This window comes from Pantoea eucalypti (assembly GCF_009646115.1).
Classification (GTDB): domain Bacteria; phylum Pseudomonadota; class Gammaproteobacteria; order Enterobacterales; family Enterobacteriaceae; genus Pantoea; species Pantoea eucalypti.
Genome location: NZ_CP045721.1, coordinates 480,918 through 497,765 on the forward strand (window position 1 = coordinate 480,918; position 16,848 = coordinate 497,765).

At 54.0% G+C, this 16,848-nt stretch carries 12 protein-coding genes; 8 read left to right on the forward strand and 4 right to left on the reverse strand.

Annotation, left to right across the window (positions count from 1 at the left end; genetic code table 11):
- Positions 1 to 31: 31 nt before the first annotated feature.
- The 3 genes from EE896_RS21090 to EE896_RS21100 all read right to left on the reverse strand — a co-directional run bounded on the left by EE896_RS21090 (position 32) and on the right by EE896_RS21100 (position 3,355).
- Complete coding sequence (locus EE896_RS21090) at positions 32 to 1,183, reverse strand: amidohydrolase (RefSeq protein WP_140915700.1); 1,152 nt, start codon at positions 1,181 to 1,183, stop codon at positions 32 to 34.
- 19 nt (positions 1,184 to 1,202) lie between these two features.
- Positions 1,203 to 2,201 carry an MsnO8 family LLM class oxidoreductase gene (locus EE896_RS21095; RefSeq protein WP_140915699.1) on the reverse strand — a complete coding sequence of 333 codons (999 nt, stop codon included), beginning with the start codon at positions 2,199 to 2,201 and terminating at the stop codon, positions 1,203 to 1,205.
- A 419-nt stretch (positions 2,202 to 2,620) separates the two neighbouring features.
- Positions 2,621 to 3,355, reverse strand: coding sequence for a GntR family transcriptional regulator (locus EE896_RS21100; RefSeq protein ID WP_003855087.1), 735 nt, complete (start codon positions 3,353 to 3,355; stop codon positions 2,621 to 2,623).
- 444 nt (positions 3,356 to 3,799) lie between these two features.
- Here EE896_RS21100 and EE896_RS21105 point away from each other — a divergent pair, with 444 nt between their 5' ends.
- The 8 genes from EE896_RS21105 (at position 3,800) to EE896_RS21140 (ending at position 14,388) form a co-directional block, all read left to right on the forward strand.
- The gene (locus EE896_RS21105) at positions 3,800 to 4,249 is read left to right on the forward strand and encodes a PTS sugar transporter subunit IIA (protein ID WP_039661439.1); all 450 of its coding nucleotides are present in this window, start codon (positions 3,800 to 3,802) and stop codon (positions 4,247 to 4,249) included.
- Positions 4,250 to 4,297: 48 nt separating this feature from the next.
- On the forward strand, positions 4,298 to 4,570 hold the full coding sequence (locus tag EE896_RS21110) for a PTS sugar transporter subunit IIB (protein ID WP_003855084.1): 273 nt from the start codon (positions 4,298 to 4,300) through the stop codon (positions 4,568 to 4,570).
- Between the two features lie 39 nt (positions 4,571 to 4,609).
- Positions 4,610 to 5,983, forward strand: coding sequence for a PTS ascorbate transporter subunit IIC (locus EE896_RS21115; protein ID WP_140915698.1), 1,374 nt, complete (start codon positions 4,610 to 4,612; stop codon positions 5,981 to 5,983).
- A 533-nt stretch (positions 5,984 to 6,516) separates the two neighbouring features.
- Positions 6,517 to 8,079, forward strand: coding sequence for a pyridoxal phosphate-dependent decarboxylase family protein (locus EE896_RS21120; protein ID WP_140915697.1), 1,563 nt, complete (start codon positions 6,517 to 6,519; stop codon positions 8,077 to 8,079).
- Between the two features lies 1 nt (position 8,080).
- Positions 8,081 to 9,373: a lysine N(6)-hydroxylase/L-ornithine N(5)-oxygenase family protein gene (locus EE896_RS21125; protein ID WP_039661441.1), complete on the forward strand. Its 1,293-nt coding sequence runs from the start codon at positions 8,081 to 8,083 to the stop codon at positions 9,371 to 9,373.
- Between the two features lies 1 nt (position 9,374).
- Positions 9,375 to 11,729 (forward strand): GNAT family N-acetyltransferase, encoded by a 2,355-nt coding sequence (locus EE896_RS21130; protein ID WP_140915696.1) that lies wholly within the window; start codon positions 9,375 to 9,377, stop codon positions 11,727 to 11,729.
- 76 nt (positions 11,730 to 11,805) lie between these two features.
- The gene (locus tag EE896_RS21135) at positions 11,806 to 13,032 is read left to right on the forward strand and encodes an MFS transporter (RefSeq protein WP_140915695.1); all 1,227 of its coding nucleotides are present in this window, start codon (positions 11,806 to 11,808) and stop codon (positions 13,030 to 13,032) included.
- 216 nt (positions 13,033 to 13,248) lie between these two features.
- Positions 13,249 to 14,388: an amidohydrolase gene (locus EE896_RS21140; protein ID WP_140915694.1), complete on the forward strand. Its 1,140-nt coding sequence runs from the start codon at positions 13,249 to 13,251 to the stop codon at positions 14,386 to 14,388.
- A 177-nt stretch (positions 14,389 to 14,565) separates the two neighbouring features.
- Here the strand turns inward: EE896_RS21140 and fhuE are convergent, their stop codons facing one another.
- Entirely contained in the window at positions 14,566 to 16,788 is a 2,223-nt protein-coding gene (fhuE, locus tag EE896_RS21145; RefSeq protein WP_140915693.1) for a ferric-rhodotorulic acid/ferric-coprogen receptor FhuE, read from the reverse strand.
- Positions 16,789 to 16,848 lie beyond the last annotated feature (60 nt).

Consider the following 16,848-nt stretch of genomic DNA (forward strand, 5'->3'; position numbering starts at 1 on the left):
ACCGTCGTGCGTTAGCGGGCTGCAGATGAATTCAGTTCAGAATGGATTCCCGACATCGCGCATTAAGATGTTGCAGCGCCTGGCGGGCCAGTCGGGCAAAGTAGTCGGCGGCGGGGGCAATCAGCGCCTCATCCGGGGTAAAACTGGCGTGATGCAGACCAAAATCACTGGCGCTGCCAATGCTGACAAACGCACCGGGCACCTGTTGCAGATAAAAGGCAAAATCTTCGCCCAGCAGATGCAGATCGGCCGTCTGCACCCGATAACCCGCCTGCTGCGCCACTTCACTGCTGAAGTTCGCCCAGTGCGCGTCATTGATCAGCACCGGCGGGCCAGGATGCCAGCTCAGGGTTGCCTGCGCGCCATTGGCTTCGGCAACGTGTTCAACCAGCACCCGCACCCGCTGCTCCAGTTCCGCGCGCACCCGTAAATCATGGGTTCGGGCCGTGCCGCCAAACTCAACGCCGCCGGGTAACACGTTCCAGCTTTTACCGCCGTCGATACGCGTAATACTCAGCACCAGACTGTCCAGGGCACTGAAGCTGCGGCTGGTGAGTCCCTGTAACGCCTGAATGATCTGGCTGGCGGTGACAATGCTGTCGACGCCCTGTTCCGGATACGCAGCGTGTGCGCCTTTGCCAGTCACGCAAATAATAAATTTATCCGTATTGGCGTAGAACGCCCCGCTGCGGGTAGCGAATGTGCCAATGGGCAGCGAGGGTTCATTGTGCATGCCGAAAATGGCCTGTACCTCATCAAGTGCACCCGCCTCAATAAACTGTCTGGCTCCTCGCGCGATCTCCTCTGCGGGCTGAAACAGAATACGTACCCGGCCAGGTAATTGATCGGACAGCGTATTGAGCTGTAACGCTGCGCCCAGCATCACCGCGCTGTGCAGGTCGTGACCGCAGGCGTGCATGACGCCAGGATGACGGGAATGAAACCGCACGCCACTCGCCTCATGGATCGGTAGTGCATCGATATCCGCGCGCAGCGCAATCACCGTCTCTCCACTGCCAATCTCCGCCACCACGCCCGTCTCGAGGGGATAATCCAGAATCCTGATGCCCGCTGCGGCTAACCATCCCCGCAGTCGCGCCGTGGTCGCAAACTCCTGACCCGACAGCTCTGGCCAGGTATGCAGTTCACGTCGCCATTCGATCAGTTGTGACTCATGGTTCATGATGACTCTCCACTGAGATTCAGGCTGCGACCAGATGATGCGTAGCCAGCAGTTCAAGTGACGTCAGGCGGGCAACCGGCTCGGTAATCGGCGTGTCGATCACGAACTCATCAATATCAAAGTTATGATGCAGTGCATCCAGTTGAGCATGAACCTGCGCTGATGTGCCTTTTAGCAATGACGGTGTGCGCGGCTCTATTTTGTAATCCTTGTAACCGCCCTGACGCACATAGCGTTCGGCCTGCTCAAGACTGGCGACATTGACGCCTGGGCCCTCTTTCACTGCGACGTGATAATGGCGGAGACCGGAAACCAGCAGGTCTGCGCCGGCGGGTGAATCGGCCACCACCACCTGTACAGCCACCAGTGCGCGCTGACCGTGACTCAGGCGGGAGAAAGTACTTAACGCGCGCTCCAGTAACTGACGATCGCCATTGAGGTGGGCCGCAAACACAAACTGCCAGCCCAGACTGGCGGCGAGCCGGGCGCTCTCTTCACTGGCACCCAACAGAAAACGATTGGCCGGACGTGACGGCAGTGGCGTGGCGGCTAAGCCTTCGTCATCAACATGAGGTTGAGCGTGCGTGAGCCAGCTATCCAGCAGCTGAAGCTGATTAGCAAAGCTCCCTTTTTTAGCGGCATCGACACCCTGTTGCAGTGCATGGGTGGAGAGCGGTAATCCACCTGGCGCTTTGCCTACACCGAGATCGATACGTCCGGGAGCCAGAGAGGCGAGCAGATTAAAGTTTTCTGCCACTTTATAGGGGCTGTAATGCTGCAACATCACTCCGCCCGATCCGACGCGAATATGACGGGTCTGGGCAACGATCCACGCAATTAACACTTCCGGTGAAGGACTGGCGAGCTGCGCGGTGTTGTGATGTTCTGCCAGCCAGAAACGGTGATATCCCCACTCCTCTGCCAGCTGGGCCAGCTGCAGGGTGCGCTGCAGCGCTGCGGTGGGCGTCTCGCCCTGCAGCACGGGTGCTTTATCTAACAGACTCAATCGATATGCCATTCACCTGGTCCTTGTTAATTCCGGTTGCTGACCAGTGTGCTGCGCAGGTGATTATTGGTAAAACATCATATTGTTTTATGCTTTATTGAATTCGTCATAATGGGGAGGGATGAAAGGATAAATGAGGATAACGGCGCTGAAACAGGATTTGATAGCCAGATCTCACGGATAAAACGGCCTGTTACCTGAAAAAAAGGCGATTGAAACCAGCGAGCCGGCAAAGTTATGCAGAAAATCGTCTTAAGTATGGAAAGCTGTTATGCGTTCTGCCGCGGCGCTGCCTTGATAACAGACATCGGGAATACAACACACTGAAGTCCATTCTGTACTGGAGGAAGAAAGCGCAGAACGTCGGGCAATTAAATAAGCATACTGAGCTTTCAATTGAGGAAAGATAAGTGACTAAAACATTATTTTAGTTAAGGTCGCTGCGAGTTTTGTTTCAGAGGAAAATACCGGGTATTGATAATCGCCACATTGACTTCACAGGGAATGCCGTCGTCGAGATAGACCGTTTCATTAAGCTGAATGACCGCATCGCCTTCCGCTAAATTAAGTAACGTAAGTGATTGTGTATCCGCAAGATTGACGGCTGTTAAATGCTGGTCTCTGAGCTGAACTTTTTTACCTGTCACCTCTTCAATATAGGCATATTTGGAGATTTCCAGCTTGCTGAATTCCATGCTGTTGAACAGGTTTACTGGCAGGTGGATATGTTCCAGTGCCACCGGAATATCGTCAAAACACATCAGACGTAAAATTTTATAAATCTGATCGCTGCTCTTGATACGCAGTGCCTGGGCCATGTCCGCTGAAGGAACCCTGACGATACTGACAGAGATGATTTTTCTGACACCTTTATGGCCATTTCTCTGAGCCTGATAATCAAAAGGTGAAAGCACATGATATCGGTGAGCCTGGCTACTTATCTCCGCGGAACCCACAAAAATACCCGATCCTTTTACCCGATATATTCTCTGCTGTTCTACCAGAATACGTGTCGCCTCACGCACTGTTGCGCGTGTAATGCCGATATTTTTGGCAATTGATATTTCGGTATCCAGCTTTTCTCCGGGTTGAAGGCCATCATCCTTAATTTTATTGAGGATGTAATTAACCACCTCTTTTTGCTTTTCAGTAATGCCATCAGCCATTGGCTTTCTTCCCATTTGCGTGAAGGACGGTCTCCCTCTAATCCGTGTCAGTACAGTTCTGCCTGACATTGCCGGATGAGTACCACTACGGCTCGCTGAATATGTGATCAACTTATCAAATTGGCACTGATGTTAAGCCTGTTCAGCCAAATTTTAACTTTACATGTTGTGTCAGTACACGTCGAAGGACATTATCGAGATGACTAGACATCTTTAACATGTACAGATGTACCGGTTAAAGTGAAATTTAATTTTATGTGCACGCTAAGAAACGCGTTATTTCTTAACGGCTTGATAAAACGTTCTTTTACGAATCGGACTGCCTTTATTTTCCCGCACAGTGAGTGGACGCAGGTTGCCTGCAGGTTCAGTCAAAAAGGGATGAAAGGCGTTTTAATAAAAAATGACTGTACATATTCAGGCATTTTCAGCAGGAGCAAGGCGATGTCACACCTGGCTAAGTGGTTAAACAACGAGAAAATCCAGTACGTCGAAAGCGTTGCTGACTGGCAGGAAGCACTCGTCATTGCGGGGCGTCCTCTGCTCAGTGAGGGCGCAATCTCGCAGGATTACATTGATGCGATCATTCAGCAAAAAGAGGAGATCGGGCCCTTTTTCGTCATCGCTCCGCAGATTGCAATGCCTCACGCCCGTCCGGAACAGGGCGCGCACAAACTAGGGTTGTCGATTGTGCTGCTGGGCACAGCCGTGAAATTTGACTCAGAAGAGAACGATCCGGTAAAGGCCATTTTTATGTTTGCCGCGCCGGACAGCAATAGCCATATCGAAATGATTTCTGAGCTTGCAGAAGTTCTGTCTGATGAAGCGATCATGGCCCAACTCTTCAGGGTGACCAGTAAAGAAGCGCTGATAACGATTTTATCGGGCGTCTGAATTGCCCGCTAAAACACGACATGTGATCAACAGTGAATGAGGTGAGATATGAAAATTATGGCGGTTTGTGGTTCAGGTCTGGGCAGCAGCTTCATGATGGAAATGAACATTAAGAAGGTGCTTAAAACTATTGGTGTTGAAGCGGAAGTTGAACATTCTGATCTCGGCTCTGTTACGCCCGATGTGGCGGATGTTTTTGTGATGGCAAAAGATATTGCCTACAGCGCCAACCTTCCTGAACAGAAGGTTATCATCATTAACAACATTATTGACCTGAAAGAAGTGGAACAAAAAATACGCGAGTATTTTGAGAAAAACTGACGCTAATAATTAGATAAACACCTTACCCTCGAGGTTAATATGTTTACTCAAAATCTTTTGCAGTTCGTCGTCGACGTGCTGAAAGTGCCCTCAATATTAGTCGGACTGGTGGCATGTTTCGGACTGATTGCGCAGAAGAAGCCGTTTCCTGACGTTATTAAGGGCACGGTTAAAACCATTCTGGGCTTCCTGGTGCTGGCAGGCGGAGCGACCGTTCTGGTTGGTTCCCTGACACCACTTGGCGACATTTTTAAACATGCATTTGATGTTCAGGGCATCATTCCTAATAACGAAGCAATGGTCTCTATCGCACTGGCAAAATATGGTGCGCCAACCACGATGATCATGGCCTTCGGTATGGTCGCTAACATCGTTGTTGCCCGATTTACCCGACTTAAATATATCTACCTTTCCGGCCATGTGACGTTCTATATGGCCTGTATGATCGCGATTATTTTATCAGTTGCCGGTTTTGAAGGTGTGCAGCTTATTTACACCGGCTCACTGCTTCTGGGTATTCTGATGGCCACCTTCCCGGCAATTGCACAGCCTTATATGCGTAAGATCATCGGGGGCGACCATGTCGCGCTGGCGCATACCGGGAGCATTGGCTATGTCTTATCTGGCTGGATCGGCTCTTTAGTGGGTAAAGGTTCTAAATCCACCGAAGAGATGAACATGCCAAAAAACCTCAGTTTTTTGCGCGACAGCACGATCTCCATCTCGCTAACGATGATGATTATTTACTTAATCCTGTCGGTGTCAGCAGGTAAAGAGTATGTAGAGGCCAACTTCAGTCATGGTCAGAACTACCTGGTTTACTCGTTTATTCAGGCCATAACTTTTGCGGCGGGCGTCTTTATTATTCTGCAGGGTGTGCGCTTAATCCTGGCTGAGATCGTTCCGGCCTTTACCGGCTTTTCAGAAAAACTGGTACCGGAGGCAAGACCCGCGCTGGATTGCCCGATTGTTTTCCCTTATGCCCCGAATGCGGTGCTGGTCGGCTTTATCTCCAGCTTTGTTGGTGGCCTGGTTGGGCTGTTTGTCCTCGGTCAACTGCATTGGGTATTAATTCTGCCGGGTGTTGTGCCCCACTTCTTCTGTGGCGCTACGGCGGGCGTATTTGGTAATGCCACCGGTGGCAAACGCGGGGCGATTTGCGGTGCCTTTGCACATGGCCTGCTGATTACCTTCCTGCCTGTCGCCCTGCTACCGGTGCTGGGACAGATTGGCCTGACCAATACGACCTTCTCGGATACCGACTTCGGCGTGACCGGCATTCTGCTTGGCAATATGGCTCACTTTATGGACAAGGGAACCATCACCATGATCATCACCGGTATTTTTGGCTTGTTAGTGATTTATAACTTCATGGCCAAAAAGAAGGCACCTGCTGAAACGAATGCAGGGTAAAAAGAAAGTGTACTAAACCAGAAAGGGTGATTAGCCCTTTCTGGGTGTGTGCTTCATCGGCTCTTCATTCCCCTCCTGGTTCTTATCAGAATCCCCCTCACCTGTGCCGACAATAGCCGTTATTTACGCTCGTTACGCTCATCCCTGACCTGAAACGCCTCATCGTGACACAGATTCACTGACATTCTCTGGCACTAATCACGCTAAAAAAGGACTATTCCGAACACAAAATGTGATCTATGTCACACTTACAACATTAGTCCGGCTAATAGATAAAATTTAACAATAAAACAATTGAATGATAATGATTAACATTTACACTCTCATCCGCATATAACAAAGCGTTAAACGCTGCGAAATCCACAAATAATATGCGGTATTTATTTTTTTAAGGTTAAAACCCTGGCGTCTTTGGTTGTCAGGATTATTATCTGGTTAGTCAGATTTATGTTTACTGGAGTTGTTGAGCGCACATCCAACGCTGCTGGCTTAATGCCGGCAGGGTCACTGGTATTAACGCACAGGAACTGAACATGCTTTTACGCTCATCCACACAGGCGGCTCTGGATCTCGCGCCAGCCTCCAACGCCAGCGGTGCCGAAACGGCCATTTTTAACGATCAGCAACTGGCGGCCTGGTCGCAGCAGACTCAGGAAGTGCTAACGCTGATGACGCGCACCGTTACCGGCGTAGAGAAGCCCTTCAGCGGCATTCTTCCCCACGAACTGGCGGCGGAGTTCAGCGAGGTCGATCTCGATCACCCACTCGGCAACAACGAGGATGCACTGACCGAGCTGAGCCAGCTCTATCTTCGTGACGCCGTCTGGTTTCACCATCCTAAATACCTGGCGCACCTGAACTGCCCGGTGGTGCTGCCCTCGCTGATGGCAGAGCAGATTATGGCGGCAGTCAACAGCTCGGTCGATACCTGGGATCAGAGCGCAGGTGGCACCCTGATTGAGCAGAAGGTGATCGACTGGACGCTTGGCCGTATTGGTCTGCCAGCCGGTTCGGATGGGATCTTCACCAGCGGCGGTACCCAATCCAACCTGATGGCAATGCTGCTGGCGCGTGACAGCTGGTGTGCCGCACATCATCCGGGACATTTGATTAAGCATCGTGGCCTGCCTGAAACTGCCTCGAAATGGCGGGTGTTTACCTCGAAACTCAGTCACTTCAGCATTCAGAAATCGATGGCGATTCTGGGACTGGGCTATGACGCGGTTATCGCCGTCGATCACGATGACCATTACCGCATGGACGCGGGATGTCTGGCACAGGAGATCGCGCGTTGCCGCAGTGAAGGGCTGATCCCGATTGCGGTGGTCGCCACCAGCGGCACCACAGACTTTGGCAGCATCGATCCACTGCCGGAAATCGCCCGTCTCTGTGACGATTACGGTTTATGGATGCACGTTGACGCCGCGTATGGCTGTGGCCTGCTGGTCTCTGAAAATCATCGTTCCCGCCTGAATGGCATTGAGCGCGCGGACTCCGTGACCGTTGATTATCACAAATCGTTCTTCCAGACCGTCAGCTGTGGCGCCTTCTTTGTGCGGGACAGCCAGAATCTGAAGCATGTCACGCACCATGCGGACTACCTCAATCCGCTCAGCGCCCAGCAGGAAGGCACGCCGAATCTGGTCAACAAAAGCATTCAGACCACCCGCCGTTTTGATGCGCTGAAAATGTGGCTGACACTGCGCGTCATGGGCCCGGCGGCGCTGGGTGATGCCTTCGATACCCTGATCGATCTGACACAGGCTGCGCACCAGCTATTAACGGCGCATCCGGCCATTGAAGTGCTGCACGCGCCTGAGCTGACTACCCAGATTTTCCGCTACATTCCCGGCAAACATGCCAGTGACGCGCAGATCGACGAGATCAACGCCGCCATCCGTAAAGCGCTATTCCGTTCCGGTAATGCGGTGATTGCCGGAACCAAAGTGGATGGACGTCAGTATCTGAAATTCACCCTGTTAAATCCCACTACCACCATTGCCGACCTCGAAGATGTGTTGAGCCTGATTGCGCATTACGGCCGCGAACAGGTTCGTGCCTCTGCGCTGAGCGCGGCTAATCAGGGAGCGATCTGAAATGAATAATCCTGTTTACGATTTTATTGGCATCGGCATTGGCCCTTTCAACCTGAGCCTGGCCTGTCTGAGTGAGCCGGTTGAGGGATTAAACGGTATTTTCCTGGATGAGAATCCCGGCTTTGACTGGCACACCGGCATGATGCTGGAAAACGCCCATCTGCAGACGCCGTTTATGGCCGACCTGGTGACACTTGCCGATCCGACCAGCCCGTACAGCCTGCTTAACTACATGAAGGAGAAAGGAAAACTATACTCTTTTTATATCCGTGAAGACTTCTTCCTGATGCGCAAAGAGTATAACCAGTACTGTCAGTGGGCCAGCTCGCGTCTGTCTAATCTGCGCTGGAACAGCCATGTGGAGTATGTCAGCTACGATGAAGCGGCCGGCATTTATCACCTCCAGGTGACCGACACCCGAAGCGGAGAGAAACAGCGCTATCAGGCGCGTCATCTGGTGCTCGGCACCGGGCCAAAAGCCTGGATGCCGGCGTGCAGCCAGCCGCACCGCCAGCGCCTGACCCACTCCAGCCATTATCTCGCCAATAAAGCGGAGTTGCAGCAGAAGCGTTCAATTACCGTGCTGGGTAGCGGCCAGAGCGCAGCGGAAATCTACTACGATCTGCTGACCGATATCGACCGCTTTGGCTATCAGCTCAACTGGATCACCCGCGCGCCGCGCTTCTATCCGCTGGAGTACACCAAGCTGACGCTGGAGATGACCTCGCCGGAGTGGGTGGACTATTTCCACGCCCTGCCCGCCAGCACACGTGACGAGCTGAATGCCCGTCACAAGAATCTCTACAAGGGAATTAACAGCAGCTTAATCAATGACATTTACGACCTGATGTATGTGAAGCAGCTCGACGGCGATCTCAACGTCAATCTCTTTACTCACTCGGCGCTGACCGCGATGCGCTGGCTGCCACAGGGCGAATTCGAACTGACGCTGCATCAGGAAGAGCAGGATTGCACCTTCACCCGTCGCACCGAAGGACTGGTGATGGCGACCGGTTATCACTACCAGCCACCGATGTTTTTAGAGGGTATCCACGCCCGCCTGCGCTGGGATGACAAAGGCCGCTATGACGTTCAGCGCAACTACAGCATCGATCATCACAATCAGATCTTCGTGCAGAACGCCGAACTGCATACCCACGGTTTTGTCACGCCGGATCTCGGCATGGCCTGCTACCGCAACTCAGTCCTGCTGCGTGAACTGACCGGACGCGAGGTGTATCCCATCGAGCGTCAGATCGCCTTCCAGACTTTCCCGGCTAAATCGGAGCACTGAGATGAGTTCACCAATACTGTTCAGGGCCGATCGTCCCGCAGGCCAGTTTACCCTGAGACCGATCCTTGAGCGCGATGCGTCACTCATCCACAGCTGGGTCACCCGTGATTACGCGCGCTTCTGGGGCATGCAGCAGCAGAGTCTGGAACAGGTCGCGGCGTTTTATCAGACGCTGACCGCATCCAATCCTCATGCCGCGCTGATTGGCTGCTGCAATGACAAGCCCATCTGCCTGATTGAGTGTTATCGCGCCCGCGACGACGAGGTCGGCACGTTTTATCCGGCCGCGCCTGATGATTACGGCATGCACATTCTGATTGCCCCGGCCAGCCAGCCAATCAAAGCCTTTAGCTGGCAGGTCTTCACGCTGGTGATGGACTACATGTTCAGCCGCCCCGAGGTAAACCGTGTCGTGGTAGAGCCGGACGTACGCAATGAAAAAATCCACGTGCTGAATAAACGCGCCGGATTCCGCTATCAGCACACCATCGACATGGGCCATAAAACCGCCTGGCTGGCCTTTTGCCAGCGGGACGATTATCAACACGCGTTACTGCAGGAGTCGCAGACCATGAATACCTCCGCTTCACTGACCGACGGCACACATCTGACGGGCGACAACTGGACACAGGCCAACCGCATGCTGATCCGCAAAGCGATTGCCGAGTTCACGCATGAAAAAATCATCACGCCGCAGGCATCGCAGGATGGCAGCTATCAACTGGCGGTGCCGGGCGGTGAAGCAACGTACCATTTCCAGGCGGCGCGGCTGGCGCTGGATCACTGGGAAATCGACGCGAAGTCACTACGCAAGCAGGAGAACGGTCGCGATCTGCCGCTGGATGCGCTGAAGTTTATTGTGGAATTCAATGGCGAGATTGGCATTCCGCAGGCGTTGCTGGCGACCTATATGGAGGAGATCAGCAGCACACTGTGCAGCAGCGTGTATAAACTTCAGAAGAATAATCCCGACAGCCAGGCGCTGGTCTCAGCCGATTTCCAGACCGTGGAAGCGGCAATGACCGAAGGCCATCCCTGCTTCGTCGCTAACAACGGACGTATCGGTTTCGATGCGCAGGATTATCTGGCCTATGCGCCGGAAGCCGCCGCGCCCGTACACCTTATCTGGGTCGCTGTTCACCGCCGCAATGCCCATTTCTCCAGCCTTAGCGGGCTGAGTTATGAACAGTTGATGCGTGATGAGCTGGGCGACACCACCCTGGAACACTTCAATACGCAGCTGGTGAATAAAGGGCGGGCGGTTGAGGACTATATCCTGATGCCTGTGCATCCGTGGCAGTGGCAGAACAAACTGCTGACCGTGTTTGCGGCGGACATCGCTAATCACGATATTGTTTATCTTGGCAGCGGCGACGATGCTTATCAGGCGCAGCAGTCCATCCGCACCTTCTTTAATCGCAGCCAGCCTTCTAAGCGTTATGTGAAAACCGCACTGTCGGTGCTGAACATGGGCTTTATGCGCGGTCTGTCACCCTACTATATGGCGACAACGCCTGCTATTAACGGCTGGCTGGAACAGCTGGTGGCGGGGGATGCGTGGCTTCAACGCTGTGATTTCCGTATCCTGCGCGAAGTCGCTTCCGTCGGCTATCACAACCGCTATTACGAGCAGGCGATCAAAGGCGATTCCGCCTACAAAAAGATGTTTGCAGCGCTGTGGCGGGATAATCCCGCGGCCAGCCTGCAACCTGGCCAGCGTCTGATGACCATGGCCTCATTCCTGCACGTTGATCACCATCAGCAGGCTCTGCTGCCTGCACTGATTGCCGACTCCGGTTTGCCGGCGAAGCAGTGGATTGATCGCTATCTCACCTGCTACCTCAGCCCGCTGCTGCACTGCTTCTATCAGCATGACCTGGTGTTTATGCCGCATGGTGAAAACCTGATCATGCTGCTGGAGAACAACGTGCCAGTCAGTGCTTACATGAAGGATATCGGCGAAGAGATTGCCGTGATGAACCCGGATGCCGTGCTGCCGGAGGGTGTTCAGCGCCTGGCGGTGGATGTGCCGGAGAACCTCAAATTACTGTCGATCTTTACCGATGTATTTGACTGCATCTTCCGCTTTATCAGCGCGATTCTGCATCAGTCAGGAACGCTGCCGGAAGAGGATTTCTGGCAGACGGTGGCGCAATGCGTGAAGGATTATCAGCAGGCGCACCCCGAGCATGCCACTAAGTTCGCCCGTTATGACATGTTTGCGCCGGAGTTTACCCGCTCCTGTCTGAACCGCCTGCAACTGGCGAATAATCAGCAGATGATCAACCTTGCCGATCCCGCCGAGAATCTGAAGTTCGCGGGTACGCTGGTCAACCCGATTGCCCGCTGGCGCTAAGCGTTACACTGTCACTCTGATTTAATGCGGTCACTTCGGTGGCCGCTTTTTAATGGTTATATTGCAGGTATTCATCATGGCTTCTTTTCTGCCGGTGGCGCAACTGACCCGCCGACATCTGATCTTTCCGCTCTCGCTGGTGTTATTCGAGTTCGCCACCTATATCGCCCATGACATGATCCAGCCCGGCATGCTGCTGGTGACACAGGAATTTAAGGTCGGGCCTGAATGGGTCTCTACCTCGCTGACCGCCTATCTGGCGGGTGGCATTCTGCTGCAGTGGCTGCTTGGACCGCTCTCGGATCGGATCGGGCGGCGTCCGGTGCTGCTCAGCGGCGTGGCGTTTTTTATGCTCTCCTGCATCGCGACCCACTGGGTACAGAGTATTGAACAGTTCATCCTGCTGCGGTTTCTTCAGGGGATGAGCCTCTGCTTTATCGGGGCGGTAGGTTACGCGGCGATACAGGAGGCGTTCACAGAGTCGCTCAGCATTAAAATGATGGCGCTGATGGCCAACGTCGCCCTGCTGGCCCCACTGGCCGGGCCGCTGGCGGGCGCAGCTTTTCTTACCGTGGGAGAATGGCGCACCCTGTTCTGGTTGATTGGGGCTGTCGCGGCGCTGGCGCTGGCCGGGCTGTGGTATGCCATGCCTGAAACGGCGGGCGATCGTCAGACACCGCTGTCACTGCGTTCGATTATTGGCGGTTATGCCTTATTGCTAAAAGAACCACAGGTGATGCGCGGCTCGCTGGCGATCGGGCTGGTCACCGTGCCCTGCATTGCCTGGGTAGCATTGTCGCCCGTGATTTTGATCCACGGTGCGCAACTGAGCCGCATCGACTATGCGCTGTTACAGCTGCCGGTTTTTGCCGCCATGATTGCAGGTAATCTGACTCTGGGTCGATTATCCAGCCGTCTGCCCATTGAACAGCCTGTAAGACTCGGTGCATGGCCTGTGGTCTGCGGACTGACCATTGCAGCGATCGCCACCATGATTAACCGAGACAGCTATCTGTGGCTGACTGCCGGAATGAGTCTCTACGGTTTTGGCACCGGACTGGTCAACGCCGGACTCTATCGCATGACGCTTTTTTCCAGCCGCGCAGGCAAAGGCAGCGTGGCAGCGATGCTTGGGATGGTGAGCATTCTGATCATTGCACTCGGCATTGAAGCCGCCAAAACCGCGTATTTCAGCTTCGGCAACGGTGGTTTTAGCATAGTGAATCTGATCTGCGGTCTGCTATGGCTGGGTCTGGTCAGCGCATTCCTGCGTGCAGGACAGCGAAAATTATGCGCGGAGTAGTCATTACCCTGTTGTAAAAAAATTGCGGGATGGCAAAACAGTGTTTGTCATTCCGCACGCTCAGAACACTGATTAAATCCCCTTCACTTCCGCATTGATTTTATTCAGATAAGCTTCGACCAAATCGTTACTTTATCTGCGTGTTGCGTCATTCGATGATGATTGCGCCTGCTGAGGCAATGGATAAATCTTTTATGCCGGAAACACAGGGATACCATGACTTTGCCTTTAACTGAACAACTGGTGCAGTGGCGTCGCGAACTGCACCAGCATCCTGAACTTTCGAATCATGAATATGCCACTACGGAACGGATTACACGCTGGCTGGAACAGGCAGGAATCCGGCTGAAGCCGCTGGGGCTGAAAACCGGCGTCGTGGCAGAAATCGGTCATGGCGAACCGCTGATCGCCCTGCGCGCGGATATTGATGCGTTACCGATTGAAGAAACCACCGAGCGACCGTGGCGATCACAGCAGCCGGGCGTGATGCACGCCTGTGGTCACGACGTTCACAGCGCCGTGATGCTCGGTGTGGCGTTGCAACTGAAACAGCAGGAAGAGACGCTGCCTGGCCGGGTGCGGATTCTGTTTCAGCCCGCCGAAGAGACTTTTAATGGCGCGCGTCAGCTGATTGAAGCCGGTGCGCTGGAAGGCGTTCAGGCAATATTCGGCCTGCACAATGCGCCTGACCTGCCGCTGGGCATGCTTCAGAGCCGGGCGGGTGCGTTTTATGCCAACGTCGACCGCTTTGTGATCCGCATTGAGGGCAAAGGCGCGCATGCCGCACGACCGCAGGAGGGGATCGATTCGATCGTGATTGCCAGTCATATCGTGACGGCACTGCAGACCCTGCCGAGCCGGGTATTCAGCTCGCTGGAAACGGTGGTGCTGAGCGTAACGCGCTTTACCGCCGGTAATACCTGGAACGTGCTGCCGCAAAGCGTTGAGCTTGAGGGCACCCTACGCACTCACAACGGCGAGATTCGGGCGCAGATCCCGCACCGCATGCGGTCACTGATTCAGGGTATCGCCGCCGGGTTTGGTGCGACCGCAGAACTGGAGTGGACCGAGGGACCGCCGGCCCTGATTAATACGCCAGGCTGGGTGGATGTTGCTCTGGACGTTGCCCAACAGAGTGGCTATCTCGCGGAGCATGCGGAGTCGCCGCAGATGGGCGGAGAAGATTTTGCCTTCTATCTGCAACAGGTGCCGGGCGCGTTTGTCAGCATCGGCAGTGCCAGCCAGTTTGGGCTGCATCATGCCGCCTTCGATCCGGATGAAGCGCTGATTGGTCCGGCGGTGGCGTACTTCACCCAGCTGGTACCGCGTGCGTTGCAGATTGTGGCGGCGCAATGACGAAAAAAGGAATGCCGGTGACGGGTGACATCGCATTTCAGGAGCGGCCTGAAGCGATTGTGGTGGAGTCCACTGAAGGTTTTAACCTGGCACTACGTTTTACCTGAGTGCTGACCTGTTATGTTGTGAAAAACGCCTCAAATGAGGCGTTTTTCACAGGCGTTACAACGATACAAATCAGAAGGTGTAGCTGGCGGTCACTGAAAAATTACGCGGTTCGCCGTAGACCACAGAGCTGGCCACGTTGGTGTCATACTCTTTGTCGAACAGATTATTGAGATTGCCCTGCAGTGACAGGTTTTTGTTCACCTGATAGCGGGCGAATAGATCAACCAGTGCATAGCTGCCCTGCCGCGCGCGCCAGGTGCCATTACCTTCCGGGCCGCCGACATCGTTCCAGACGTGCGTCTGCCAGTTCACGCCGCCACCCAGCGTCAGCTGCTGCAGTGTCGGCAGACGATAGCTACTGAACAGGTTAAAACTGGTCTGCGGCAGTTGCGGGTTAAACGTGCTGCCATCGCGGTTTTCCGCGATGTAACGCGACCCGCCAAAAGTCATCTGCCAGTTGTCGGTTAATGCACCGTTGACTTCGAACTCCACACCACGACTCACAACACCTTTGCGGCCAACGTAGGCAACATCTCCTGAGCCCTGAATGGTCTGCGTCGTCGCTTCACCTGCGTTATCCAGCTCCGTACGGAAAACTGAAACGGAGGTGGTCAGGCGACTGTCCAGCCAGTCAGATTTCACGCCTGCCTCGTAGTTTTTACCGATAACCGGCGACAGGTAAGCACCGCTGGCATCGCGGTAATCCTGGGGCTGGAACACCGAGGTATAGCTGGCGTAAGCCGACCAGTTTTCGGCGAAGTCATAAATCAGCCCGCCATACGGCGTAATGTTGTTTTCTTCCGCTTCGCCACTTAAGGTTTCGCGATTCCAGTTGGTGTAACGGGCGCCGAGAATCAGGTGCAGCGGATCAGCAAGTGACAGGCGGGTTGCCATGTAAGTTGATTTCTGGCGAACCAGTTGGGTATCGCTGGCAGGCAGACGCGGTGTCCAGTTGGATTCCGGATACTGGCCGTTGAAGTCGTTATAGTTACCCAACGACGCCGACGAGATATTCTCAAAGGTGCTGAAGTACTTATTATCCTGGCGGGTGTAGTTGACGCCCACCATCAGCTCATGCTGGCGCCCCAGCAGTTCATACGGGCCGCTGGCAAAAGCATCCACTGCATCCACTTTCCGTTTGCCGGTGTTATAACCGGTTCCGCCCACCACCGGATAGTCAGCATAGGAAGAGACACCCGCGCCGGTATTGCGATCGAAATAGCCATCAAGAAAGATCTGCTTACTGTCCAGACGCATCTCGTTGTGCGCCCCGTTCAGGGTGATGTTCCAGCCGTTATCGAAATCCTGCTTCAGGTTTACAAAGAGTTTGCTATTCTCTTTGTCGTTATAGGCCCAGTCAGGCGCGGTGTTGTAGCCGCGACGGGTATGAATCTGTGTGCCGTCCGTGTACCAGCGTGGTGCGCCGCCCCACATGGTGGAGTCGGTATTGACCTGACTGAACTCATAACCGACAGAGAGCGTGGCAGAATCCGTCAGATCGGCGTCAACTACGCCATAGATGAACTGTTTTTTAGCGCCGTAGCGTTCGATGAAGCTGTTGTTATCCTGCCAGCCTGCAACCAGTCGGCCACGCACATTACCTGACTCACTGAGCGGCGCCGAAAGATCGGCAACATAACGCTGTTTGTTCCAGCTGCCGTAGCTGGCAGAGACGGTGCCGCCGAATTCTTTGCTGTCCGCATGTTTGCGTACCATATTGATGGCTGCTGAAGGATTGCCTGGCCCGGTCATCAGCCCCGTTGCGCCGCGAACCACTTCAACGCGCTCATACAGGGCCATATCGGTCTGTGCATCGCCCAGGTTCCAGCGTTCGGCAAAAGCAGTGGGAATGCCATCGACCATATAGTTGTCGATCATAAAGCCGCGCGCATAGTAGTTAGTGCGGTCCATATCCCCACTGATGCCGCGGATTCCAGTGGTATTTGCCAGCACATCATTCAGCGACTGAAGTTGCTGATCTGCCATTCGCTGCTTGCTGACAATGCTGACTGACTGCGGCACATCACGCGCAGTGCCCAGCATTTTTGTGCCTGCACGGGTAACCGGGACGCTGTAATCGGTTTCGGGCGAAGAGACCGCAGCAGCATTAGCAGAAGCGGTAACGGTCAGAGTCTGGTCAGTGCTGGCAGCGTGTGCCTGAGTCTCTGCGGCATGCGCAATGTTATGTGCCAGTGATGAGGCGACAATCACGGCCAGCAACGAGAAGCGAAATGGACGTTGCAGAGCAATCACGTTCTTAATCCGGGGATGCTGAAGATCGAAGGCGTTCATTAATTCCTCAATTATCTTTATGTTTTTATGCTGCCATTATCACGGCCCTGCATCCTGCGG

What these genes read in the sequence shown, in the direction of transcription:
- EE896_RS21090 (WP_140915700.1), bottom strand. Translation starts at nt 1,183, where the DNA reads ATGAACCATGAGTCACAACTGATCGAATGGCGACGTGAACTGCATACC.
- EE896_RS21095 (WP_140915699.1), bottom strand. Translation starts at nt 2,201, where the DNA reads ATGGCATATCGATTGAGTCTGTTAGATAAAGCACCCGTGCTGCAGGGC.
- EE896_RS21100 (WP_003855087.1), bottom strand. Translation starts at nt 3,355, where the DNA reads ATGGCTGATGGCATTACTGAAAAGCAAAAAGAGGTGGTTAATTACATC.
- EE896_RS21105 (WP_039661439.1), top strand. Translation starts at nt 3,800, where the DNA reads ATGTCACACCTGGCTAAGTGGTTAAACAACGAGAAAATCCAGTACGTC.
- EE896_RS21110 (WP_003855084.1), top strand. Translation starts at nt 4,298, where the DNA reads ATGAAAATTATGGCGGTTTGTGGTTCAGGTCTGGGCAGCAGCTTCATG.
- EE896_RS21115 (WP_140915698.1), top strand. Translation starts at nt 4,610, where the DNA reads ATGTTTACTCAAAATCTTTTGCAGTTCGTCGTCGACGTGCTGAAAGTG.
- EE896_RS21120 (WP_140915697.1), top strand. Translation starts at nt 6,517, where the DNA reads ATGCTTTTACGCTCATCCACACAGGCGGCTCTGGATCTCGCGCCAGCC.
- EE896_RS21125 (WP_039661441.1), top strand. Translation starts at nt 8,081, where the DNA reads ATGAATAATCCTGTTTACGATTTTATTGGCATCGGCATTGGCCCTTTC.
- EE896_RS21130 (WP_140915696.1), top strand. Translation starts at nt 9,375, where the DNA reads ATGAGTTCACCAATACTGTTCAGGGCCGATCGTCCCGCAGGCCAGTTT.
- EE896_RS21135 (WP_140915695.1), top strand. Translation starts at nt 11,806, where the DNA reads ATGGCTTCTTTTCTGCCGGTGGCGCAACTGACCCGCCGACATCTGATC.
- EE896_RS21140 (WP_140915694.1), top strand. Translation starts at nt 13,249, where the DNA reads ATGACTTTGCCTTTAACTGAACAACTGGTGCAGTGGCGTCGCGAACTG.
- fhuE (WP_140915693.1), bottom strand. Translation starts at nt 16,788, where the DNA reads ATGAACGCCTTCGATCTTCAGCATCCCCGGATTAAGAACGTGATTGCT.